This window comes from Chitinophaga filiformis (assembly GCF_023100805.1).
Lineage (GTDB): Bacteria > Bacteroidota > Bacteroidia > Chitinophagales > Chitinophagaceae > Chitinophaga > Chitinophaga filiformis_B.
The window spans coordinates 7,843,003-7,867,458 of sequence record NZ_CP095855.1 but is presented as its reverse complement, the minus strand read 5'-3'; the positions used below and the strand labels follow the sequence as shown (position 1 = coordinate 7,867,458).

The 24,456-nt window shown below is 47.4% G+C and carries 20 protein-coding genes; 10 read left to right on the top strand and 10 right to left on the bottom strand.

The window, feature by feature from the left end:
- Nucleotide 1 precedes the first annotated feature (1 nt).
- On the top strand, nucleotides 2–1,438 hold the full coding sequence (locus MYF79_RS30740) for a NuoM family protein (protein ID WP_247811653.1): 1,437 nt from the start codon (nucleotides 2–4) through the stop codon (nucleotides 1,436–1,438).
- 27 nt (nucleotides 1,439–1,465) lie between these two features.
- The gene (locus tag MYF79_RS30735; protein ID WP_247811652.1) at nucleotides 1,466–2,839 is read left to right on the top strand and encodes an NADH-quinone oxidoreductase subunit N; all 1,374 of its coding nucleotides are present in this window, start codon (nucleotides 1,466–1,468) and stop codon (nucleotides 2,837–2,839) included.
- Between the two features lie 76 nt (nucleotides 2,840–2,915).
- On the opposite strand, the gene MYF79_RS30730 is transcribed toward MYF79_RS30735, so the two are convergent.
- Nucleotides 2,916–3,995: a phosphotransferase enzyme family protein gene (locus MYF79_RS30730; RefSeq protein ID WP_247811651.1), complete on the bottom strand. Its 1,080-nt coding sequence runs from the start codon at nucleotides 3,993–3,995 to the stop codon at nucleotides 2,916–2,918.
- Between the two features lie 45 nt (nucleotides 3,996–4,040).
- Nucleotides 4,041–5,054: a LacI family DNA-binding transcriptional regulator gene (locus MYF79_RS30725; protein WP_247811650.1), complete on the bottom strand. Its 1,014-nt coding sequence runs from the start codon at nucleotides 5,052–5,054 to the stop codon at nucleotides 4,041–4,043.
- Nucleotides 5,055–5,109: 55 nt separating this feature from the next.
- Between MYF79_RS30725 and MYF79_RS30720 the strand changes: the two genes are divergently transcribed.
- From MYF79_RS30720 to MYF79_RS30700, 5 genes are all read left to right on the top strand, one after another.
- A complete protein-coding gene (locus MYF79_RS30720; RefSeq protein ID WP_247811649.1) occupies nucleotides 5,110–6,381 on the top strand; it encodes an ABC transporter permease in 1,272 nt (423 codons plus the stop codon).
- Nucleotides 6,382–6,413: 32 nt separating this feature from the next.
- Nucleotides 6,414–7,754 carry a gluconate:H+ symporter gene (locus MYF79_RS30715; RefSeq protein WP_247811648.1) on the top strand — a complete coding sequence of 447 codons (1,341 nt, stop codon included), beginning with the start codon at nucleotides 6,414–6,416 and terminating at the stop codon, nucleotides 7,752–7,754.
- A 21-nt stretch (nucleotides 7,755–7,775) separates the two neighbouring features.
- Nucleotides 7,776–8,237 carry a RidA family protein gene (locus MYF79_RS30710; protein ID WP_247811647.1) on the top strand — a complete coding sequence of 154 codons (462 nt, stop codon included), beginning with the start codon at nucleotides 7,776–7,778 and terminating at the stop codon, nucleotides 8,235–8,237.
- 70 nt (nucleotides 8,238–8,307) lie between these two features.
- The gene (locus MYF79_RS30705; protein WP_247811646.1) at nucleotides 8,308–9,411 is read left to right on the top strand and encodes a D-TA family PLP-dependent enzyme; all 1,104 of its coding nucleotides are present in this window, start codon (nucleotides 8,308–8,310) and stop codon (nucleotides 9,409–9,411) included.
- Nucleotides 9,412–9,431: 20 nt separating this feature from the next.
- The gene (locus MYF79_RS30700; RefSeq protein ID WP_247811645.1) at nucleotides 9,432–10,502 is read left to right on the top strand and encodes a dipeptidase; all 1,071 of its coding nucleotides are present in this window, start codon (nucleotides 9,432–9,434) and stop codon (nucleotides 10,500–10,502) included.
- A 3-nt stretch (nucleotides 10,503–10,505) separates the two neighbouring features.
- On the opposite strand, the gene MYF79_RS30695 is transcribed toward MYF79_RS30700, so the two are convergent.
- The 6 genes from MYF79_RS30695 to MYF79_RS30670 all read right to left on the bottom strand — a co-directional run bounded on the left by MYF79_RS30695 (nucleotide 10,506) and on the right by MYF79_RS30670 (nucleotide 16,681).
- Nucleotides 10,506–10,898, bottom strand: coding sequence for a hypothetical protein (locus MYF79_RS30695; RefSeq protein WP_247811644.1), 393 nt, complete (start codon nucleotides 10,896–10,898; stop codon nucleotides 10,506–10,508).
- Between the two features lie 153 nt (nucleotides 10,899–11,051).
- Nucleotides 11,052–11,783: a hypothetical protein gene (locus MYF79_RS30690; protein ID WP_247811643.1), complete on the bottom strand. Its 732-nt coding sequence runs from the start codon at nucleotides 11,781–11,783 to the stop codon at nucleotides 11,052–11,054.
- Nucleotides 11,784–11,867: 84 nt separating this feature from the next.
- Entirely contained in the window at nucleotides 11,868–12,314 is a 447-nt protein-coding gene (rplI, locus tag MYF79_RS30685) for a 50S ribosomal protein L9 (RefSeq protein WP_089828300.1), read from the bottom strand.
- 65 nt (nucleotides 12,315–12,379) lie between these two features.
- Nucleotides 12,380–12,646, bottom strand: a complete 267-nt coding sequence (gene rpsR, locus MYF79_RS30680) for a 30S ribosomal protein S18 (protein ID WP_089828299.1) — start codon at nucleotides 12,644–12,646, stop codon at nucleotides 12,380–12,382.
- Between the two features lie 4 nt (nucleotides 12,647–12,650).
- Nucleotides 12,651–13,001 carry a 30S ribosomal protein S6 gene (rpsF, locus tag MYF79_RS30675; RefSeq protein ID WP_106601492.1) on the bottom strand — a complete coding sequence of 117 codons (351 nt, stop codon included), beginning with the start codon at nucleotides 12,999–13,001 and terminating at the stop codon, nucleotides 12,651–12,653.
- Between the two features lie 416 nt (nucleotides 13,002–13,417).
- Nucleotides 13,418–16,681: an Ig-like domain-containing protein gene (locus MYF79_RS30670; RefSeq protein ID WP_247811642.1), complete on the bottom strand. Its 3,264-nt coding sequence runs from the start codon at nucleotides 16,679–16,681 to the stop codon at nucleotides 13,418–13,420.
- Nucleotides 16,682–17,002: 321 nt separating this feature from the next.
- Here MYF79_RS30670 and htpG point away from each other — a divergent pair, with 321 nt between their 5' ends.
- Both htpG and MYF79_RS30660 read left to right on the top strand, forming a co-directional pair.
- Entirely contained in the window at nucleotides 17,003–18,838 is a 1,836-nt protein-coding gene (htpG, locus tag MYF79_RS30665) for a molecular chaperone HtpG (RefSeq protein ID WP_247811641.1), read from the top strand.
- A 104-nt stretch (nucleotides 18,839–18,942) separates the two neighbouring features.
- Nucleotides 18,943–19,737, top strand: coding sequence for an alpha/beta hydrolase-fold protein (locus MYF79_RS30660; RefSeq protein WP_247811640.1), 795 nt, complete (start codon nucleotides 18,943–18,945; stop codon nucleotides 19,735–19,737).
- Between the two features lie 50 nt (nucleotides 19,738–19,787).
- Here the strand turns inward: MYF79_RS30660 and recJ are convergent, their stop codons facing one another.
- Nucleotides 19,788–21,497, bottom strand: a complete 1,710-nt coding sequence (recJ, locus tag MYF79_RS30655) for a single-stranded-DNA-specific exonuclease RecJ (protein WP_247811639.1) — start codon at nucleotides 21,495–21,497, stop codon at nucleotides 19,788–19,790.
- A gap of 68 nt (nucleotides 21,498–21,565) precedes the next feature.
- Nucleotides 21,566–22,531 carry a polyprenyl synthetase family protein gene (locus MYF79_RS30650; RefSeq protein ID WP_247811638.1) on the bottom strand — a complete coding sequence of 322 codons (966 nt, stop codon included), beginning with the start codon at nucleotides 22,529–22,531 and terminating at the stop codon, nucleotides 21,566–21,568.
- 313 nt (nucleotides 22,532–22,844) lie between these two features.
- Between MYF79_RS30650 and MYF79_RS30645 the strand changes: the two genes are divergently transcribed.
- On the top strand, nucleotides 22,845–24,389 hold the full coding sequence (locus MYF79_RS30645; protein WP_247811637.1) for an OmpA family protein: 1,545 nt from the start codon (nucleotides 22,845–22,847) through the stop codon (nucleotides 24,387–24,389).
- The last annotated feature ends 67 nt before the right edge of the window (nucleotides 24,390–24,456 follow it).

Sequence of the window (24,456 nt, the reverse complement as noted above, 5' to 3'; positions counted from 1 at the left end):
TATGTTGACAGTATTACTCATATTGATTCCTTTAGTTGCGGGCCTGATTACGTTTGGTCTGAAGGGGTCTGGACCGAAAGCGCTGGGTTTGATAGCATCCCTGGCTTCGCTGGCAGTAACGCTTGGTGCCTTGTTCCAGTTCCGGACTGCTCCGGCCAGTCTGCAGTTCTCTGCAAACTGGATACCTCAGCTGGGCGCTCAGTTTAGCGTGGGGCTGGATGGAATGGGCCTGATGCTTTGTTTACTGACAGCCATTTCCTTCCTGCTGATCTTTATTGTGATTTTCAACAGGGAGTATGAGCGTCCCAACAGCTTCTACGGTCTGATGCTGCTTTCACAGGCAGGACTGGTAGGCGTGTTCACTGCTTATGACGCTTTGTTGTTCTACGTTTTCTGGGAGCTGGCGCTGATCCCGGTGTACTTCCTCTGCTCACTCTGGGGTGGCGAAAAACGTATTCCTGTTACATTCAAATTCTTCGTATACACCTTTGCAGGTTCATTGCTCATGCTGATAGGCCTGATCTACATCTACCTGCAATCGCCCGACCATTCCTTCAGCTATGCCAGCTTTACCAATGGCAGCGTAGCCCCGCAGGATCAGTCATGGTTGTTCTGGCTCTTCTTCGTAGCCTTTGCTATTAAGATGCCGGTTTTCCCTTTCCATACCTGGCAGCCGGATACCTACGAGCAATCTCCTACACCTGTTACAATGGTGCTTTCCGGTATCATGGTGAAGATGGGCTTATTCGGTGTGGTACGCTGGTTACTGCCTGTACTGCCGAAAGGTGCTTATATGTGGTCTGATGTGGCCATTGTATTGTCTATCATCGGTATCATCTATGCATCATGCATTGCCATCGTACAGTCAGACATCAAACGCCTGATCGCTTACTCTTCCATCGCCCACATCGGCCTGATGAGCGCTGCTATCTTCACTAATAATGAGCAGAGCTTACAGGGTATGATGATACAGCTGTTCAACCACGGTATTAACATCATCGGCCTCTGGATCATCGTAGAGATCATCCAGCAGCGTCTGAAGATTAAGAACCTGAACGAGATGGGCGGCATCGCACAGTATGCACCAGGTATCGCTATCTTCCTCGTAATTATCAGCCTGGCCAATATCGCATTACCACTGACCAACGGATTTATCGGGGAGTTCCTGATGTTCAGCGGTCTGTTCCAATATAATGTATGGTTTATGGCCGTTGCCGGACTGGGTATCATCCTGGCAGCAGTGTATACACTGAATATGGTCCAGAAAGTGATCTTCGGTCAGAGCAATGCGCTGACAGAGACCACTACAGACCTGAAAGCAAATGAGCTGCTGGTACTGAGCATTATTGTAGTGATCATTCTGGTACTGGGCGTATATCCAAAGCCTATGCTGGAACTGGTAAGCAGCACTACTGAATTGGTTAACAAGGTTTATTAAAAAGTTGTTCTTTCGTAACACAGGAATATGAATGCATTAATATCTACTGCTTTATCGGGCGTTGTAATGATGTTTGCGGGTTTATTTGTAAGTAATAAGCAGCGCATTAAGTTTATAGCCATTGTTGTTCTGCTGGCTTGTCTGGTAGCCAACCTGGCTGAGTTATCCACCATTGAAGCAGGTGACCGTACACTATACGGCATGATCACTATCAGCCGTTTCAGCATTCTGTTCAATGCTATCGCATTGGGCGCTACACTGATCTTCTTCCTGCTGTCGGGCAGTGCTTTTGAGAATGTAGGAGAGCATGTGGCAGATTATTTCGCGCTGATCTTTTTCATCCTCTCAGGTATCACTTTAGCTTCTACTTTCAGCAGTTTATTAATGCTTTTCCTGGCAATAGAGATCATTTCTATTCCACAGTATATACTGGCAGGCAGCGATAAAAAGACGCCTAAAAGCAGTGAGGCTTCCCTGAAGTACTTCCTGATGGGTTCCTTCTCTACCGGTATCCTGCTGATGGGTATTACCCTAATATACGGAGCTACCGGTACTTTCAGCGTAGCTGACCTCGGACTGGGCGCCGGTAAAGTAAATACACTGGCACTCTGCGGTATCATTCTCGTAGCTTTCGCATTATCTTTCAAAGTATCTGCGGCGCCGTTCCACTTCTGGACGCCTGACGTATATGACGGTTCTCCTACCGTATTCACTTCCTTCATGGCAACCGTGGTAAAAGCAGGTGGTTTCATCGCTTTCATCAGGATCTTCCATGGCGCGTTCATCGGCGAGCGTATCACTGCCGACTGGCAATTACTGCTGGCTATCATCACCGCCGCTACCCTGATCATCGGTAACTTCACAGCAGTGTTCCAGCAAAGTGTAAAACGTATGCTGGCATACTCCAGTATCGCCCAGGCAGGTTTCATGCTGTTGGCGGTTGTATCCATGAACGCCTACGCTACACAGGGTATCGTGTTGTACGCAGCGGCTTACAGCGTGGCTACCATTGGTATCTTCGCTGTGATGATCAAACTGAAGGATTATACATTCGACGGTTTTAACGGTCTGGCCCGTACACAGCCTGTACTGGCAATTACCACTACCATCTTTGTATGCTCACTGGCAGGTATCCCGCTCACAGCAGGTTTCTTCGCTAAATACTTTGTACTGACGGCCGCTGTAGAGCAGGGCAATCTCTTATGGCTGGTAATTGTAGCGGTGATCTGTGCTGCCATCAGTGCTTATTATTACTTCCGTGTCATCATCGCGATGTACTTCAAACAGGGAGAACCTGCAACAGCGCCTATCACCGGCGGCTTCAAGCTGATGCTCATCATTACAGCAGCCATCGTGATACTGCTGGGTATCTTCCCCGGACTTTTATTACAGCTTATTTAAGATATTCGGATAAAATCAAAAAACCGGCCACATGGCCGGTTTTTTTTATTGGTGCTGCTTTTCAAACGAAGTGGCGTTAGTGTGTCGCCACAGAAGAAAGAGTTTGTTCTTGTTGAGTGATACTTTCCAATAAGCTAAGCTGGTTTCTCGCCCGCAACAGGTTATGTTGCTCATATTTTGCCCCATAATAAACATCGTTGTTGAAGTAATCCGTCAGAAAACGGATCGCCTGCATATAGACCATGAACTGCCCTGCATACACCAGGTGCGCCTGCTCTGTAACACTCAGTTCATCTTTCATTTCACTGAGGTAGCCGTTCACGATCGCTGTATAATATTCCTTTCTAACCTTCACTTTGCTGAGATCTGTTTCTTCCTCACTGGCGGGAGAGAGGTAGGTGCGCATCATATCTCCAAAGTCACTGATAAAATACCCCGGCATGACGGTGTCCAGGTCTATTACGCAGATGCCTTTGTTATCAGCGTCAAATAGTACATTACTGATCTTCGTATCGTGGTGCATTACTCTTATTTTAAAATAAGGGCTATGCTGTATAGATGTGAATATCTCTGTCAGGAATTTATATCTGCGGATAATATTGATATCCTGCCCAGCCTCCGCAATGCGGGTAGGATTGCCTTGCTTCACGGCCTGCTCGAACTGTGCATAACGTAAAGTAAGGTTATGGAAATCCGGCAGGGTAACCTGTATTTCATTGGTATCAATGCCCGACAGCAACCTGGTAAAACGCCCGAACTGCCTGGCCGCTTCATATGCCAGCTGTTCACTGTTCACCACATCATAACTGTGGGAATTGGCTACAAATGGTTGCAGGCGATAATATTCCCCTTCCGGTGTAACGACCATATCCTGCTTGTCTGTAGTCAGCACCGGCTGCACAAAGAAATATTCAGGATGGTGTTTCTCCAGGTAATGGCCGATAACGCTGATGTTCTGGGCAATCAGTGCAGGTTGCTTAAACACCTGGTGGTTGATGCGCTGCAGGATGTAGTTTTTATCAGCGTGGGACACTTTCCAGGTGGCGTTAATAAGCCCGCTGCCGAATGCCTGTATACGGCATTCACCCATCACTAATCCATAAGCTGATAATATTTCCTGCATTGCTGGTTGATAAGATTGCGATGCTTCAAACATAACAATAAGAATTGAGAGAATGGTTGGACAAACGGTTGCGCAAATTTATCTGCCCGCTGCAATCACCAGCCGGGAATCGATCACAACCTGCTGGTATTGATCCGGCGCCAGTTTGCCTGACAGGAGTTCCAGCAGTATCTCCGTAGCTCTTTGTCCCTGCAGGTAAGGATACTGTTCTACGGATGCCAGGGGAGGAAAAGCCATATAGCTGCTTAAGGGCAGGTTGGCATAACTGACGAAAGTAAGATCCTTGTTGATCTCCAGGCCCTGCTCAAGCGCATATTGCACTGCATCCTGGGATACATAGTCATTGAATGCCACGATAGCGGTCACCTTTCTTTTATGCGCCAGTAACTGTTGCATGGCATGGCGGGTGCCTTCTTTGGTCAGATCGGCATTTATATTGAGGCTGGCGTCATATTTTAAACGCTGCAGCTGCATGGCTTTCTGGTAGCCGGTGGTACGTTGCTGGCTGGCAATCAGTTTTTCGGGACCATTGATCATCCCGATAACGCGGTGCCCCCCTTGCAATAAAAGAGAGACAGCCTGTATAGTACCCGACTCCATGTTTGAGGCCACATAATGAATGTCGGGCATGTTAGGGATACGGTCAAAGAACACGACTGGTATATTATACTTCCGCAGCATCTCAAAATGTGCGTAATTCACCGTATTCTTAGCCAGGGAAACCAGCAAGCCGTCCACCCGGTGATTCTTCATTATTTCCACGATCTTCTGCTCCCGCTCAGCGTCGTCATGCGATTGCCCCAGCAGGACCATATAATTGCTCTTATTTGCCGTATCCTCTATGCCACTGATGGCAGCTGAGAAGAAGGCTTCTGACAATTCCGGTAATACGATACCGAGCGTAAAAGTTTTTTTCTGCTGGAAAAAAATAGCTGTCTGGTTGGGCTCATATTGCAGTTCCCGGGCCAGCGCCTGTACTTTCATCCTGGTTCTCAACCCGATACGCGGATGATTGTGCAGGGCCCTGGATACTGTGGAAGGAGCCAGGTTCAGCCTTTTGGCAATTTCTTTTATGGTGGGAGGATTAGGCATCGGGCCATTTGTATAATAAAAGTAGCGGAAAAAAACTTTTTATTAACTTTAAATCATGCAGTTCCGTGACACATTTTCCCTCGCCTTTCGCTCTGTTAGCGGCAACCGTTTGCGCGCAGGGCTTACTATAGCCATCATTGGTTTTGGTATTATGGCCCTGGTGGGCATTTTTACCGCCATAGACAGTATGAAGAACAGTATCTACAGCAGCTTTGCCAATATGGGGGCCAACAGCTTCAATATTCAGAGCAGGGCACTGAGGATACGCATAGGTGGTGGCGGAGGAGCAACAAAAGGCGACAAAAAATCCAAGGTAAAAACGTCCAATAGTAATATTCCTATTACTTACAAGGAAGCTATGGACTTTAAACAGCAGTATGCCTTCCCGGCCGTGGTAAGTGTGTCTACCAATGCCACAGGGAATGCTACCGTGTATAAAGACGACAAAAAGACGAATCCCAACGTACGTGTAATAGGAGGGGATGAGAACTACCTGAATTTATCCAATTATACATTGCGCGAAGGCCGTAATCTGAACCTGCTGGATGTAGAATCGGGCAGGAACGTGGTATTGCTGGGAATGGACGTAGCGAAGAAACTGTTTGGGGACAACCTGCGGAACGTTGTGAACAGCAGCATCCGGGTAGGGAATGTGCGTTATCGTGTTGTGGGAGTGTTAGCGCCGAAAGGGAACAGCGGTTTTATGAGCGCAGACAATGTGGTGATCACAACGGTCAACAATACACGTAGAATATTTGACCGCCCGAATGTGACCTACAATCTCGGTGTGTCAGTAAAAGACATCACCCAGATGGAAGCTGCTATAGGCGAGGCAACTGGCCTGTTCAGGATCATCCGCCACCTCACGCTCAAAGAAGAAGAGAACTTTTATATCAATAAAAGCGACAGTGTTGCAGAGATGCTGTTTAACCTGTTAGGTGTGGTAGTATTTGCTGCCATCCTGATCGGTGCGATCACATTGTTTGGCTCTGCTATCGGGCTGACAAACATCATGCTGGTATCAGTAGCGGAGCGTACCCGCGAAATAGGTGTTATCAAGGCGCTGGGCGCTACCAGAAAGGTGATATGGCAGCAGTTCCTGTACGAAGCTGTTATCATCAGCCTGCTGGGTGGTTTGCTGGGCGTGATACTCGGAATGCTGGTAGGAAACATCGTATCATTATTATTGAAAACCGATTTTATCATTCCGTGGTTATGGATAACGACAGGGATAGTGATCTGTGCGGCTGTAGGGCTTGCATCAGGTATTTATCCTGCCATCAAGGCTTCCCGCCTGGATCCGATAGTTGCGCTGCGTTACGAATAATTAACAGGCTATTGCCAACATCCAATTAATTCATGGCTTTATTAGGTGTAGTATTCGCTTCCATTCTGCTGCTGGTATTACTGGTAGCTTATTTCCGCTTAAATACATTCATTGCATTCCTGATCGTATGCCTGTTTATGGGCCTGGCGCTGAACGTCGTCAGGGAACCGGCGCAGCGGATGTCCATTGCTGACATTACTCAATCTATCCAGACGGGGATCGGTAAAACCCTGGGCTCACTGGTTATTATTATCGTGTTTGGCAGTATGCTGGGTAAACTGGTAGCTGAAAGCGGCGCGGCACAAAAGATTGCCAATGGGCTGATGCAGGTGTTCGGGCGTAAATATGTGCAATGGTCGCTGATGCTGACGGGCTTCATCGTAGGCATTCCCCTGTTTTACAATATCGGTTTTGTATTGATGGTGCCGCTCATCTTCACGGTTGCAGCACGCACTAAACTACCTGCGGTATACCTGGGTATTCCGATGCTGGCATCATTGTCGGTCACGCATGGCTATTTACCGCCGCATCCTTCCCCTACGGCCCTGGTAGGAGCCTTCCATGCCAATATGGGAATTACGTTGTTATACGGCCTCCTGGTGGCTATTCCGGCCATTGTACTGGCAGGTCCCGTCTTCAGCCGTTTCCTCAAAAAATATACACAGGAACCTGCACAGCTGTTCACTACTGTTGCCCTGCCGGACGATCAATTGCCCGGGATGGCCACCAGTATTGTGGCGGCATTGCTGCCGGTGCTGTTGCTGGCGGCTACCTCGCTCCTGAAGCTGAAGGCCGCGCCTGACAGTGTTGCCTTCAACATTGCCAGCTGGCTGGGCGACCCTGTGATCGTGATGTTGCTGGCAGTGCTTAACGGCGCTTATGTACTGGGCATCCGTAGAGGATGGCCTATCAAAAAGGTGATGGGCACGATGGAAGATGCTATCCGCGATGTATCTGTTATCATCCTCATCATTGGCGGTTCCGGTGCATTGACACAGATGCTGCTGGACAGTAAAGTAAGTGATGTGATAAAAGAAGGCCTGGGTAGTATGCATATGAACCCGCTGATACTGGCATGGACCATAGCAGCCCTGATACGTGTAAGTGTGGGATCGGCCACTGTAGCCGGATTGACTGCTGCGGGCATCGTCGCGCCATTGGTAGTGGGCACAACCGTACATCCAAGCCTGATGGTACTGGCCACGGGGGCAGGAAGCCTCATGTTCTCCCATGTGAACGACGGTGGCTTTTGGATGTTCAAGGAATATTTTAATTTGTCAGTGAAAGATACTTTCAAAACCTGGTCGATCATGGAAACGATCGTTTCTGTAGTAGGATTGATCGGGTGCCTGATCTTAAACCTCTTTATCTAACTTATAAGCAAAACTTGATCTATGACACCAACAGAGAATTTTAAAGCGTTAGGATTATCATTACCGCCGGCACCGTCACCATTGGGCGTATACAAACCTTGCCTCGTAGATGGCAAATACCTGTATCTGTCCGGTCATGGTCCTGTACAGGATGATAAGAGCCTGATCATCGGGCGTATTGGTGTTGACTTCGATATGGATCAGGGTAAGCTGGCGGCAAGACAGGTGGGCCTTACTATGCTGTCTACTATCGTGGCTAACCTGGGTAGCCTGGATAAAGTAAAACGCGTGATCAAAGTATTGGGTATGGTGAACTGTACGCCTGACTTTGGCCGTCATCCTTACGTTATCAATGGTTGCAGCGAACTATTTGCAAAAGTATGGGGCGAAGAGAATGGTATTGGCGTACGCAGCGCGGTAGGCTTTGGTTCATTGCCCGATAATATTCCGGTGGAGATTGAAGCGCTGTTTGAATTGCACTAAAACCATCAGGTGTGACGCGCATGCTGCCTTCATGGGCAGATGCCTCATGCCCGGGTCTTAATCTACAATCATGCATTGGTACGAATTACACAATATCAATACTGTTGATACGCCTGCGGTGCTCGTTTTCCCCGAGCGCATGCGTGAGAACATCCTGCTCCTGAAAAAGACAGTGGGAGATGTACAGCGCCTGCGGCCGCATATCAAGACGAGCAAAATGATCGAAGCCGTGCAGTTACTGAAGGAAGAAGGTATCAACAAGTTTAAGTGTGCCACGATAGCAGAAGCGGAAATGCTGGGATTGGCCGGCGCTGCGGATGTATTACTGGCTTATCAGCCTGTCGGCCCGAAGATCGGCCGGCTGCTGGAGATAGTGGAACAATATCCTGATACAAAGTACTCCTGCCTGGTGGACAACCGCATTGCTGCTATGGCTATCGCCGCTTTGTTCCTCGCTGCGCAACGTACTATTCCTGTATATCTTGATCTGAATATAGGCATGAACAGGACCGGTATTCCTGCGGATGATGCAGCGCTTGAGCTTTACCAGGAGCTGCAATACATGCCTGGCATTACACCTGTTGGCTTACACGCATATGATGGTCATCTGCATGACGCAGACGTTGCCGTACGCAGGGAGAAATGTAATGCCGGCTTTGCGCCCGTAACTACGCTCGCGGATGCGATCACTGCTGCAGGAGCAACAGCTCCGCAGATCATTGCAGGTGGTACGCCCACCTATGCATTTCATGCAGCGCGCCCCGGTGTAGAATGCAGCCCCGGTACTTTCATCTTCTGGGACTGGGGATACAGGCGGGAACTTCCTGAGCAGGACTTTGCATATGCCGCTGTGGTGGCTACCAGGGTTATCTCAATTATTGACGACACCCGCCTGTGTGTGGACCTGGGACATAAATCTATTGCATCTGAAATGCCTCAGCCGAGAATACTTTTCCTGGACGTACCAGATGCAATACCACAGGGCCATAGTGAAGAGCATATGGTGGTTAAAGTGCCGGATACTTCCCTGTACCCGGTAGGTACAGTGTTCTATGGTATTCCGGTACATATCTGTCCGACAGTAGCTTTGCACGATCGGGTAGGAGTGGTGGAAGACAATAATTGTGTAGCCTACTGGAAGGTAATAGCGCGGGACAGAAAGATCATGATCTAACTTATCAAAAAAATACTGACATGTTTATAATAGACGCGCATCTTGATCTGAGCATGAATGCGATGGAATGGAACCGTAACCTGCGATTGCCGGTGGAAGACATCAGGAGACGTGAGGTAGGAATGACGGACAAACCGGATCGTGCAAAAGGAGTGGTATCATTCCCCGAGTTGCGCAAAGGAAATATCGGGCTGGTCGTGGCTACACAGATAGCGCGTTTCGTGGCGCCCGACAATCCATTACCCGGCTGGTTCTCACCCGAGCAGGCCTGGGCCCAGACACAGGGACAGCTGGCCTGGTACAAAGCGATGGAAGACGCAGGGGAAATGGTCCAGATCACCAACCTGGCGGCCCTCGAGAAACACCTGGCCCTCTGGAACGATGGTTCACCCAACATCAGCAAGCCGGTTGGTTACATACTCAGCCTGGAAGGAGCCGATTCTATCGTTGATGTCAGCTACCTGCAGCGTGCCTATGACAATGGACTACGTGCCGTAGGTCCGGCACATTATGGCCCCGGCCGTTATGCACAGGGAACAGATGCCACCGGTTTTATGGGCCCTAAGGGACATGCCCTGCTGAAGGAAATGGAAAGACTGAACATCATACTGGATGCTACGCATCTGTGTGATGATAGCTTCTGGGAAGCAATGGAGCATTTCCATGGCCATGTATGGGCCAGCCATAACAATGTGCGTGCATTGGTGAATCATAATCGCCAGTTCTCTGATGAGCAGATAAAAGAGCTGATCAGCCGTGGCGCTGTAATTGGCGGCGCAATGGATGCCTGGATGATGGTGCCCGGATGGGTAAGGGGTGTGTCTCAGCCTAAAGAAATGGGCGCCTCCCTGGATGTATTGGTCGATCATATGGACCACATCTGCCAGCTGGCAGGAAATGCCTTGCATGTTGGGATAGGATCAGACCTGGACGGTGCCTTCGGAAAAGAGCAAAGTCCTTACGACCTCGAAACAATTGCCGATCTGCAGAAAATACCTGCTTTATTTGCAAAGAGAGGATATTCCGCAGCGGATATTGACAATATTATGCACGGCAACTGGCTAAGGTTCCTGCGTAAAGCCTGGAGTTGACCGCTAATAAAATAACTGTGACAGGACATTGGTCATGTCATTGTTCACTGGTTTCAGCTCCAGGAAACCGGTGAATTGTTCCGGTGTCAGGATGGTCTTCAGCTTTCGCTGAAAGCCGTTCTGAAAGCTTTTTAGCTTGGTATCGTATGCCTTGGGATTGCTGTTGTTCAGCGAAAGGATATTAGCCCGTTGCTGCAGGAAATTGGTAACGGTGTTGAGTATCTTGGGCTGCTGGGCTTCGGTTAAGGTCAGTGCCGCTTTCAGCTTACCGGTAATGGATTGTGCATTACCTTCTATATTGGAAAGCGGGGCCTGTTGTACCTGCGCCAGGCTGTTGAAGACTATGGATGTCAATCCAGTCAGCAATAACAATGAAAATAATAAGGCGTTTTTCATCAGCGTGGGGATTTATAAGAAAGTTAATGTATTTGCGGCATCCCGGGATGAAATAAAATGAGCCGCAGCCCCAATGGTTACGTATATCGACAGGTACACCAAAAAAAAGGAACACCGCCTGATGTTCCTTTATCTCTCCGAAGACAGCTCCGTTTATTTCATCACCAGTTTAACCGGTTTAGGCACTTCATTCATATCGTTGTCAAGTACGACGTATTCGGCCTCGATAGTCTTATTATCGAGCCATTTCATTTGTCCCGGACCCCACTTATCAAACTGCACATCCCCCTCGGAAATGAGCTTATTATCGCGATAGGAGAAGAGCTGAAAGCCATTGTTATTGAACCCGGCTATCAGATCCACTGAAGCGCATATGACATATTTATGATCGGGAGAGACGACAGGTACGCCCCATACATGCGTCAGCTCCCCATTGTCGGCGTTGATCAGCACATAGTCGCTGGATTCATAATAACTGCCGAAAACGAGGTATTGATGGATATCGGGCAGATAGCCGGCATAGAAGAAGATACAATACTTATCATCATCTTTGGTATTATTGGCAAGAATGCGGGTCTCGCCGTTGTTCAGTGTAAACTGCAGGGTGTCGCCGGTGCGTTTTACATGTGCCTTGTCTTTGTTCAGGAGGCTGTTTTCCGCACTATCATAGTCAGGATCTGACAGTTTATCAAAGGAGGAATGTTCCAGCGTATGGATGGTAAATGACCTGTTACCGACAGAGAAGGTATCTGTATTAACGGGCACTTTGCCGATTGAGGGAGCTTCTTCTATATGTGAAGTATCTGAAGCGCTATCACTGAGATCCTGTCCATTACAGGCAGCTATCATGCCTGCAATAAAAAATAGAGGTAAATACTTTTTCATATGATGCGCAAATATAAATAACCCCATAAAAAAATCCCGTCTCATTTAAAACGAGACGGGATTTTTTAGAAAGAATATGTAGTCTTATTCAGCTACTACTTCGAATTCCAGTTCAGCTTCGTTGCCTTTACCGAAATCCAGTCTTGCTTTGTAAGTACCTAACTCTTTTACGTCATCCAGGATGTGGATACGGCGACGATCGATTTCGTAACCTTTCTGCTCTTTAATAGCACGTGCGATCTGCACACCAGTTACGCTACCGAAGATCTTACCGGAAGTACCGGTCTTAGCGCCAATTTTAACGGGACCTGCTTTCAGCACTTCCACAACTTTGGCAATTTCAGCCAACATTTTCTCTTCTTTAACCTTCTGTACTTTCAGGCGCTCCTGAAGTTGTTTCAGGTTAGAAGGGCTGGCTTCTACCGCAAATTTCTGCGGGATCAGAAAATTCCTGGCATAACCGTTTCTAACGGTTGCCAGCTCATTCTTCTGGCCCAGGTTATCTACGTCTTGTATTAAGATTACTTGCATTGTTAATTAGTTTTAAGGACCTTTAATTACCTGGCATAGACCAGGAAACCGGTGAATAGGTTTGTTTATTTTAAAAGGTCAGTAACGTAAGGTAACAAAGCCATTTGACGGGCTTTTTTAATAGCCTGCGCTACTTTACGCTGGAATTTCAGAGAGTTACCAGTGATACGACGAGGTAACATTTTACCCTGATCGTTCAGGAATTTCTTCAGGAACTCAGCGTCTTTGTAATCCACATACCGGATGCCTAACTTTTTGAAACGGCAATATTTCTTTGCGCGTTTCTCCTGTTTTACGGCGGTTAAGTACTTAATTTCTTGTTTTACTGCCATAATTTTAAGCTTCTGCGGTTTTAGAATCAGCGTTCACGCCATGTCTTTTGCGGCCATTGTACTGTACAGCATATTTGTCTAATGCTGTGATCATGTGACGCAGTACATTCTCGTCACGGTTCAGCTGGATTTTCAGCTTCTCATTGAGGTCGGATGGCGCGCTGTACTCCAGAACCAGGTACATGCCCGTGGTTTTCTTCTGGATTGGGTACGCCAGTGATTTTAATCCCCAGGGATTTTCGTGCGTTACATCTCCGCCGTTCTCTTTAATGAGGTCAGCGAATTTTTTCTGAGCAGCTTTGTAGTCTTCCTCAGACAGCACAGGGGTAAAAATCACCATCAATTCGTAGTTCATAAATTTCCCTGTTTTAAAATTTGTTAAAAAAATTAGGAGTGCAAAGATACTGAAATTGCTGACACCAGCAAATAAAAGCGGGGGATTGATTTTCAGGGGGAGGCGGGATGCTACCTGTCCGGTCTTTTATAGGGTACCGCTTCGGTGGAGATTCGCTTCGACTGTCCTACCGCTTCCTACCTACAGGCGCTATAGTCCTACATTTTACCCACAATTCTATAGCGTTCGCTATAGAACAGTGCCTATAATGCTATAGCAGAGCGCCTGTAAGTAGAAGCCCCCACCGGACTCCTAAGCTATCTTAACCGAATACATACGCCTTTTGCAGCCTCCTTACGCCTGAAGGGTAATTCCAATAAAAAAGCCGGCCTGTATGCAATACAGACCGGCTGGATCAAATGGCTTTTTCAAAAAGATCAGTGGTTAACAAGTATCTTGCTTGTCTGGATGCCTTCCTTGCTCTGTACACGCAGGATATACACACCATTAGACAAATTACTGATATCCAATGTCTTGATATTTCTTCCCTTATTAACAGTGGTCAGCGTCGTCTGTCTCACATGTCCCTGCATGTCGACCAGCTGTAAAATGGCCTGCCCAGGTCTTTCGATATCGAGATATACCTGTAACTGGCGGCCAAAGATACACCAGAAAAGTTTCTTTATCAGATCTTTAAGTGTGATTATCACTCTTTCATTGCTGCTATAGCTAACTGATCCGTCAAGACTCACTGTTTTCAGCCTGTAATAGGAAAGTCCCAGCCAGGGGCGGGTATCGTATGTAACATAACTGTTTGGCAGAGAGGTGGTACCATGAGCCGCCACAGTGTCCACAGATTCAAATTGCTGCTGATTCCGGGACCGTTGTACCACAAAATAGGCGGTGTTCAGCTCATAAGGTGTGCTCCAGGTCAGTTTTACATCTCCCGTGTCAACTGTGGCAGAGAAGTCTTCCAGCGGTGCAGGATGCGCCAGTACATGCAGGTTGTAGCTGGTCTGCACAGGGTAGTGGTCTGTAGTGGTGCTGCTGTAGCTGTTCACCAGTTTTTCCACCTCTGTCCTTACGCGGGCAGATCCCGGCAGGTAGCTCAGGGCCATTTCATCGGAAGCCAGTACATTATCAATCACCGTGTTAAAAGACGCGGTAGATTTCTGGCCCTGTAAACTGAGCGGCAGGGTCAGCGGTTTATAATGGATACTGTCATCGACGAAGTCTATGTAAGAGGTCGTGGTATCTGGCGCCAGTTCGGTGGTGATGGTCTTGTTCAATGCGTCATTGAAGTCGCCGAGTATTACCAGGTTAGCTGTCGGATACTGGGCATCCAGGCTGTCTTTCAGCTCCAGGTTGCCGTTTTTACGCCTGTGCCAGGACTCGATCTTATCTGCGGCTGTGCCGGTATTGGCTTTCGCATGCAGCAATACAAATCGGATCAGGGCGCTGTCGTTGTTCAGTTTAGCCCGTGCTTCCAGGAGGAAGGGGAACCTGCCGGACGACCAGTTGTAATACGCATCGCTGCTGCCGCCCCTGCGTAGTACGCCGTAGGAGCTTAATCCCCTGATAACCGATGTCTTATACAGGAATGCCAGTTTCTGGGCGGAGGCATAGTCCACATCTTTAATACTATCTGCATAAGAACCGAAATCGGATATAATATAACTATACCCCGGCATCTGGTTGGCCACTGCCCTGAAACGGGCGGTGTCTACGACCTCTGCCAGTGCAAAAATGTCTGCGTCCAGCTTTTTGAGGATGGTCGTTACATTGGCCTGTTGCAGGCTGTCGTTGGCCGGATTCTGTACCGGGCTGCCAAACCACTCGATATTCCAGTTCACCACTTTCAGGGAACGCAGGGAAGTACCGGAAAGGGGAATGGCTGGTACATGAATGCTGTCGCTCCGGAAGGTAATAGCGCCGGTATAGTTTTGATCTGCGGCGGCTGGCTGGAATTTCACCCAAACGGTACGTGGGCCATTCAGTGAATCGGGCAGATAGGTCAGCGACTGGCTGTATACGCCATTGCTGTCTTTCGCTATGAAAAATACGGAAGACGAAACAATGGTCAGACTGTCAATGAAGTCATTAGCCTGGAAAGTGAATGGCAACGGCGATGACTGCTGACCTGCGGGAACATAGTCAAAGTCGATGCTGTTGGTATTCAGATCAAGGGATGGCTTAGGCGCTACCGGGCTGTTGGTGATATGGAAATTGTCCAATGTCCAGCGGGCCGCACCTACGGCAGGAGAAGAGGTGTAAACAAAAGCGATGTATACCTCAGGCTGTTTAAAAGCTGCCAGGTTGATACTGTCTGAAACGGTCCAGGTGTCTGACAGCAGGGCCGGGAAACGTCCGTTCACCGGTGTCCAGGTGGCAGTGTGCGGATTGCTGGCACCGTCGTAGTTGGCAGAGACCATCAGTTGAAGGGAGGGGCCGGAGAAAGCCGTCCGGCTGGCGAAATCCAGCAGGGGATAGTCAAAACCGGAAAGATCGAAGGCTGGTGAGATCAGCCAGTCCTCATTTTCAATCGGACCGCCGCTATAGCCGTTGATCTGTACGCCGTTGCCGTTCTGTCCGAAGGTGGTACAATCCCATTTCTGGGCGCCGCTTACGCTGTATTGCCTGAAGCCGCCGGTGATGCTGCCGCTCATGCAGGTATTGAAGTCAAACGACAACTGTTGGGCGCCGGTGCTGAATGTCCAGGTGCTGTTGTCCGTGATCCCGGCAAACACGTTGCCACTCAGATCAAGTATGGCGCCATCATCCAGGGTGATATAGTAATGCTGCTGTGGCTGCAGTGTTGCAGCCAGTGTAAGTGTTTTATTGCTGATGATCACAGCGGCGCTATCCACAGGGAATACCTGTTGTGTGCCGGCGGTAACGTTGTGCAGTATGAGCTGACCATTGCCTGCCTTGATATTTTCGCTGAAAAATATGGATGGCTGGGCAGATGGAGATATATCAGTGCTGTTGTTGGCGGGGAACAAGCTGTCGATAGCAGGTGGCGTTACATCTGCACCCGAACTGCCTGCCACGATGTTGTCGATGGCAAACGAAGGGCGGGAGCCTGCTCCGCTGATCTGGCGGTTTACCCAGCGCAGCTGTACCAGGGGCTGATTGTCGCAGGCTGCCGGCAATACCAGCGACCGATGAGCGGAATCCAGTGGCGTGGTCACGCCGGAACCGGTTTGCTGGGTGGTACCATTCTGGTATTCCACGCCGGTGATATTGGTAAAATTACCGGTGTTCCCGATACGGTACTGCAGGGTTACTTCGTTGATGCGGGTGTTGCTGGTACCGTCGTAAGGGTTACGCAGCGTCATCACATCATACTGAAAAGCGATGTTGGTCTGGCCGCTGGTGTTCAGGGCCAGTACCAGGGAGTTATCCACACTACCGCTATTGAGGAAGCCCAGTTTCCCGGAGTAATTGTATACGCCATTAGCCGTGCTGGAAGCGCTGCCTGTTACAAGCGCTTTGTCAGAGGCGGGTGGCAGCACATTAAAACTGCCAGAGGGCGATCCGGAAAGTGTCCAGCCCTGCCATCCATCCGGATAGGTGGTGGATGAGGGCGCTAAGGTGCTGAATGGCTGCTGATAAGGCAGTGTCTGGGCAGCAGGTTGCGTTTGCGCGCTGGCATTGGCAAAACAAACTGCGGTAAAGAAAAGGAGTAAAGGTCTTTTCATATAAAAACAGCGATTTAGAAAGAGGGTTTGGGTAAAACATACATCTCAACATGTCACCGGGGTCAGGACATTAAAACTACAATAATTGTCCTAGAGTTGAGGGACCGTTCATATGATTTATTTGTTAAGCCGGCGGGCGGAAAAAATGCCATTTCTGCATACGGGCATGCATTGGTCGAAGAAGCAACGAATAAGCGACGAAGGCGCATCGAACAGGGAGCGGCACGCAGGAGCCCTGTTTTTCTCTTCTCGCAGACAGTTTGTCAGCTTAATGTCTGCTGGCATATCCTTTGTCAGGGAGAATTAAAAATTTTGACACCCATGCAGAAAGGAGCAATACGTGTTCAGACAGAGAACATTTTCCCCATTATCAAAAAATTCCTCTATTCAGACCATGAGATCTTCATCCGCGAGCTGGTGAGCAATGCGGTTGACGCTACACAGAAGCTAAAAACCCTGGCTAGTGTCGGAGAGTTTAAAGGTGAGCTGGGCACCCCTGAAATTACAGTGAAGCTGGATAAAGAGAAAAAGACGCTGACCATTTCCGATATGGGAGTGGGTATGACCGCCGAAGAAGTAGACAAATACATTAACCAGGTAGCTTTCTCCGGTGCAGAAGAATTCCTGAAAAAATACAAAGGCCAGACAGACGGCGCTAATATCATTGGTCACTTCGGTCTCGGTTTCTATTCTTCCTTCATGGTAAGTAACCAGGTGGAGATCTTCTCTAAGTCACACAAAGAAGATGCACCTGCTGTGCGCTGGGAATGTGATGGCAGCCCTGAATATATGCTGGAAGAAACCACGAAGGAAAGCCGTGGTACTGACATTGTGCTGCATATTAACGAAGAAAGTGAAGAGTTCCTGGATGAGCACCGTATTCAGACCATGCTGGAGAAGTTCTGTAAATTCCTGCCTGTACCTGTAAAATTTGCAGACAAACAGCTGAATAATACCAGTCCCGCATGGACCAAGAAGCCGAGCGACCTGACACCGGAAGATTACCAGAATTTCTACAAAGAATTATATCCATACGCAGAAGCGCCTTTGTTCTGGATCCATCTGAATGTGGATTATCCGTTCAACCTGACAGGTATCCTGTATTTCCCTAAGATCAGCAAGACTTTTGAGGTACAGAAGGATAAGATCAGCCTGTATTCCAACCAGGTATTCGTAACGGATGAAGTAAAGGATATCGTTCCTGAATTCCTGATGTTGCTGCATGGTGTGATAGACAGTCCGGATATTCCGCTGAACGTAAGCCGCAGTTATCTGCAGGGCGATCCGAATGTGAAAAAGATCAGCACTTATATCACCAAGAAAGTAGCTGATAAACTGGATGAGATCTTCCGTAATGATCGTAAGAGCTTTGAAGAGAAATGGGAATCCATCGGCCTGTTTGCAAAATATGGTATGATGACTGATGATAAATTCCAGGAGAAAGGGAACAAATTCCTGATCATGGAAGATATCACAGAGGAAGGCAAGTTCTATACACTGGAAGAATATAAACAGGAAACAAGTGCTTTGCAGACCAATAAAGATGGAAAGCTGGTCGTATTGTATGCAACAAATGCAGTGCAGCAGGATAGCTACATACAGGCGGCAAAGAACAAGGGATATAAGATCGTGAAGCTGGATACTATTGTAGATGCTGCGTTCATCAACAATATGGAGCCAAGATGGGATAGCATGATGTTCACCCGTGTGGATGCTGATATAGCTGATAACCTGGTGGATAAAGACGAAAAATCTGAAAGTGTATTGACATCCGACCAGGAATCAAAACTGAAGGAATTGTTCCAGCATATTCCGCAGCAGCATGTGAAGGTGGAACTGAAAGGTCTGAGCGCAGATGCACAGCCGGTGATTGTAACCCGTCCGGAATTCATGCGTCGTATGAAAGATATGGCGGCAGTAGGCGGAAGCGGTATGAGCTGGTATGCAAACATGCCGGATGAGATCAATATGACCATCAACGCAAACCATCCTATCTATCTGCAGATCCTCGAAGAAAATGATAATGATAAACAGCAGAAGCAGGTACGAAACCTGGCAGATCTTGCGTTATTATCACAGAACCTGCTGACAGGCGCCGATCTTACCGCATTTGTGAATAGAAGTGTTGAGTTGATGAGTGCAGAAAAGAAGAATTAATCTGCTATTGTAAAGCAACAATGTAGTAGGTTTGCAATAAGAAATAACAACCCGGATCCCGTCTCATAGCACATGAGGCGGGATTTTTCATTTATGCCACACATATGAAAAGAAGAACAATTAAGAGATTTATTTATGTGCTACTGCTTGTTTCTTTAGGTAATATAGTAGCCTGCTCCAAAAAGAATGAAGCCGCAACACCCGGCGGTAATGGAACTGATACGATACCCGATCCTCCCAAAGAAGACGTGTTTGACCCTCAGACCCCGGGCATCACCGTAAAGACAATGGACTATAAAGGTGGCAACATCGACGATTATCTGCTGTATGTTCCCGATACTTACAACGAGAAAAAAGCATATAAATGGCCCGTTGTGATCTTCCTGCATGGAGTGGGGGAGATAGGAACCGATATCAACGTGATCAGAAAAGTAGGGCTGCCAAAAGTGGTAACAGGAAAGCAGTTTGTGATGATCGCTCCCCAGTGTACTGCATCCTGGTGGAATACCGATGTCTTACAACAGCTGTATAAGGAAGTGCTGAAGAAGTATCATGTAGACAGTGCGCGTGTTTATTTGACAGGATTAAGTATGGGCGGCTACGGCACCTGGAACTGGGCGCAGGCCAGCCCTCAGAAGTTTGCAGCTATTGTGCCGATCAGCGGTGCAGGTACACCGTCGCAGGCTTGTGTACTGAAAAATATGCAGGTATGGGCCTTTCATAATGCCAATGATCCGACGGTAAGTGTAGCCGGCTCGCGAGACATGGTAAATGCATTGAAGACGTGTGGAAGCAAGCTGGTTAAGTACACAGAAAATGCAACAGGCGGGCATGATGCCTGGACAAAAGCATATGCAGATAGTACGTTATATACCTGGCTGTTACAACAGAAACGGTAGACTGTTATAGCAGGTTAAACAATACGGAAGAAGAGAGAGAATAAGTATTATTACTTAGTGGTGGTCCTGATGTCAATAACTTTTAATTGCAGGTTCATTTTACCGTTCCATTCGTTTTCATCGATGGTAAATACCATATCGAAGGGCTGTTTACTGTTGACAATGTGGAATTTTTCGGACATGTAGAAACCTATGCCCGTTAATGCGTTAGGAGATTTGCCCTGTTTTACGGAGAACTTAATATGTTCATCCTTTACAAGCCTTGAATAACCACTGTCAACTACATTCCTGACGAGGAAAACGGGACGCAGGTTTTCCGGTCCCAGTGGTTCAAATTGCCGCAGGATATTGAAAAAAGCGGGGGTAATATCTTTCAGTTGGATCTCGGTATCGATCAGTATTTCCGGTACCAGCAAATCGGGATCAATGGTAGTGGCCACTACTTCTTCAAATTTCTTTTGGAATGCAGTAACATTTTCAGGTTTTAATGTCATACCTGCCGCATAAAAATGACCGCCATAATTCTCCAGGAGCTCCTTGCATTGGTGAATGGCTTCGTATACATTGAAACCGGTAACGGAGCGTGCAGAACCTGCCACTCTATCGTTACTCAGTGTAAGAATAATGGTAGGGCGATAATAATATTTGTCGATCAGGCGGGAGGCAACGATGCCTACTACGCCTTTATGCCAATCGGGTTTATATAGAACGGTGGATTTTTTATCCTGCAGTGTAAGATCGTTCTGCAATAATTCAACTGCTTCTTTGGTGATGTTGCCGTCTATTTCTTTCCTGTCGAAATTGTCGGCATGCAGCACTTTGGCGATCTCCATTGCTTTTTCCTTATCAGTTTCCACGAAGAGGTTCACTGCTTTTCTTGCATCGTCCATTCTGCCGGCAGCATTGACGCGTGGCGCTATTACAAATACAAGATTGGAGATGGTCAGCTGCTCTTTCAACCCGCTTAATTCTATCAATGCCTGTATACCGGGAAGCGGATCAGCGTTTACTTTCTTTAAGCCATGAAAGGCCAGCACGCGGTTCTCTCCGGTCATCGGTACAATGTCGGCGGCGATACTGGTGGCTACCAGGTCCAGGTATTTATGAACTTTTTCATCTGGCACACCTCTTTTCTGTGCAAAGGCGGAGATCAGTTTATAGCCGATGCCGCAGCCGCTTAACTCTTTATATGGATAAGGGCAATCGTATTGCTTTGGGTTGAGGATGGCCACTGCCGGTGGCAATATAGCGTCGGGCAGGTGGTGATCGCAGATGATAAAATCAATGCCATTGCCGGCTGCCCAGGTGATCTGGTCAATGGCTTTGATGCCGCAGTCCAGTGCAATGACCAGGGTGAATTCATTATCCCTGGCGTATTCGATACCTTGTTTGGAAATGCCGTATCCTTCTTTATAGCGGTGAGGGATATAAAATTCGATGTTATTATATAAAGAATGCAGAAAGTCAAAAACAGTAGCTACAGCAGTGGTACCATCCACGTCATAGTCGCCGAAAACGAGGATCTTTTCATTTCTGAAAAAGGCCTGTTCAATACGGGAGACTGCTTTATCCATGTCTTTCATCAGCCAGGGATCGTGCAGGTCTGTAAGGGTAGGCCGGAAGAACAGGCGTGATTCATCGTAGGTATGCATGCCCCTTTGCACCAGCAATCTGCATAGTAAAGGGTGAATGCGCAAAGACGACTGGAGCAATGCTTCCTGTTTCGGTTGATAAGATCGGACTGTCCAGCGTTTTTGCATTAATGCGTGAGTTAGTATCTAAAGTTGTTCGAATAGTGTTCTGTTCTCGGAAGATAAGTTTTTATTGGTTAAAAAGTACGATCTGTAGTATATCTTACCAATGTTTCCAGGCCGGCCCTGATCTCATTGTCAGGAAAGCTGTGGAGGATGGCCAAAGCATCGTCGCGGTACTCGAACATTTTCTGTTGTGTATATTCGATACCGCCGGATTTTTTAACCAGTTCAATTACTTCGGCGACGCGTTCTTTATCGGTATTGTGATTTTTGACGATATTAATAATACGTCTCCTGATATCTGGTGTGGCATGTTCCAGGGTATAAATAAGGGGAAGGGTCATTTTCTTTTCCCGTATATCAATCCCTGTAGGTTTGCCTATTTTATCGGAGCCATAATCGAAAAGGTCGTCTTTGATCTGGAAGGCCACACCTACTTTTTCGCCGAAGAGACGCATTTTCTCTGTCGTTTCATCGTTGTTGGTAGTGCTCCAGGCGCCAGCAGCGCAGGCAGAGGCGAGGAGAGAAGCTGTTTTCCGGCGGATGATCTCAAAGTAGATATCTTCTTTAATATTAAGCTTGCGGGTCTTTTCTATCTGCAGGAGCTCGCCCTCGCTCATTTCCCTTACGGCTTCTGAAAGGATCTTTAAGGCTTTGAACTCATTGTTGTTTACTGAAAGTAGTAAGCCTTTGGACAGGAGATAGTCTCCTACCAAAACGGCTATCTTGTTTTTCCACAGTGCATTGATGGAAAAGAAGCCCCGTCTTTCATTGGCATCATCCACCACATCGTCGTGGACAAGTGTTGCCGTATGGAGCAATTCTACGAAGGCTGCGGCATGATATGTGCTTTCCTGTATATTATTATTAAAGAGTTTGGCAGATAAAAGCACAAACATGGGTCTGATCTGTTTGCCTTTACGTTTAACGATGTAATGCATGATCCTGTCCAAAAGGGGGACATGGCTTTTTACAGCGTCAGCGAATTTGCTTTCAAAATCCTGTAATTCCTTACTGATCAGGTGTTTAATTTCGTCCATAGGTGCTTTAAAAAGATTGCTAAGCTATGCTTAAAATGTCAAATTTTAACAATTTGGCCCCTAATTTGTATATATGGGTGTAACATAACTTTAACATTACTTTGTTTTAGTTATAACAAATATGCTTATTCGTTATATACCAAGGCAAATTAAGGTATAACATTTGTTTTGCCTAAGCACTAGTAGTTAACTAGTTATCAATGAAAATAATATTGTAACAAAAATTTGAATATTCATTTGAGAATTTTACCTTTGCTGGGTAAAAAAACGGGTTATTAGTAAATTTTTAACAGTTTTTAAATAGAAAACAATTATGGCAAGCAAAAAGTACTTATTACTGGCAGGCGCTATGAGTCTCCTAGCGGCGTCCTCCAGTTTTGCACAAGTTACCCCTGTTTATGATGCCCTGGATTCAAGCAAGGTACCAGCGTCAAGACAGGCCCAACAGAACAACTTTTCCAACCACCAGTATGATTTCCCTGCGAAACCTCGCGACATGTGGGAATTAGGTTTCCATGGTGGTCTTCACCTGATCAATGGTACAATCCCAGCCAGACCAGGTTTTGGTGGTGGTATCTCCCTGAGAAAATCTCTGGGTCATACTATCTCTGTAAGAGCTGAATACACCGGTTCTTTCGATAAAGGTCTGGACTACAGATTAAGGCCAGCGATCACCACTGGTAGCAATGCATGGGCAACTACTGCAGCTGCTAACAACGGTATGATCGTAGCTAACTATAAAACAGCTTCTCACCAGCTGTCTTTTGACCTGATGGCTTCTCTGAGCAACATCCTGTTCTATAAGGCACAGCCTAAGATCAACTGGTATGTATTCGGTGGTTATAGCTTAGGTCTGATCGACGTTGACGTAGATGCGTTGAACGGTAATGCAGCTTACAACTACAGCAACATCAACTTCTCCGCTCCTCGTAAAGACATCAAGGATCAGCTGAAAAACCTGTTAGACGGAGATTACGAGCAGAACGCTCCATCTCAGGGTAACAGAGGTAACATCGGTCGTAAAGACAACAACCAGCTGTGGCGTCATGGCGCTGATTTCGGTACCGGAATCGCGTACAGAATTTCTAAACGTTTCAACATCGGTATCGAAGAGAAATATACTTTATACTTTGATGACTATCTGGACGGTTATTCCTCTCCATATAGCAACCACAAAGACGCTTTCAGCTATACCAGCATCCGTCTGAACTTCAACCTGGGTAACTCCGCTAAACGCGTTGAGCCATTATGGTGGGTAAATCCGCTGAACTATGCTTACAACGAACTGAGCGCTCCTCGTCACATGAAGCTGCCTACTCCGGTACTGCCTGATGCTGATGGTGATGGTGTTACTGACCAGTTTGATCGTGAGCCTAACACACCAGCTGGTGCTCCAGTTGATGTTCACGGTGTAGCTAAAGATACTGATGGTGACGGTGTTCCTGACTTCAAGGATAAACAACTGGTTACTCCAACTTACTGCCAGCCAGTTGACGCTGATGGTGTTGGTAAATGCCCAGATCCTGAGTGCTGCAAAAACATCAAACCAGAAGCTGCTTGTAACACACTGGTTCTGCCTAGCGTAAGCTTCAAAGGTAGCTCTACCAAAGTTGCAACTGACAACGAAGCTATCCTGGCAAGCGTTGCCAGCACACTGAAATCTAACCCATCCTGCAACATCCTGGTTACCGGTCACGCTGGTGCTAAAGGTAAAAAAGGTGGTGTAGACCTGAGCAGCAGAAGAGTAGATGCAGTTATCGACTACCTGGCTGATAAACAAGGTATCGATCGCGGTCGCTTCATCAAACAAAACACTCCTGGTGAGTCTTCAACTGTTGATTTAGCTCCTGCTAACTAATAGTGTCTCACTGAGAAGATATAAGGCCCCGTCTCGCGAACCGAGACGGGGTTTTTTTATAAGCGTA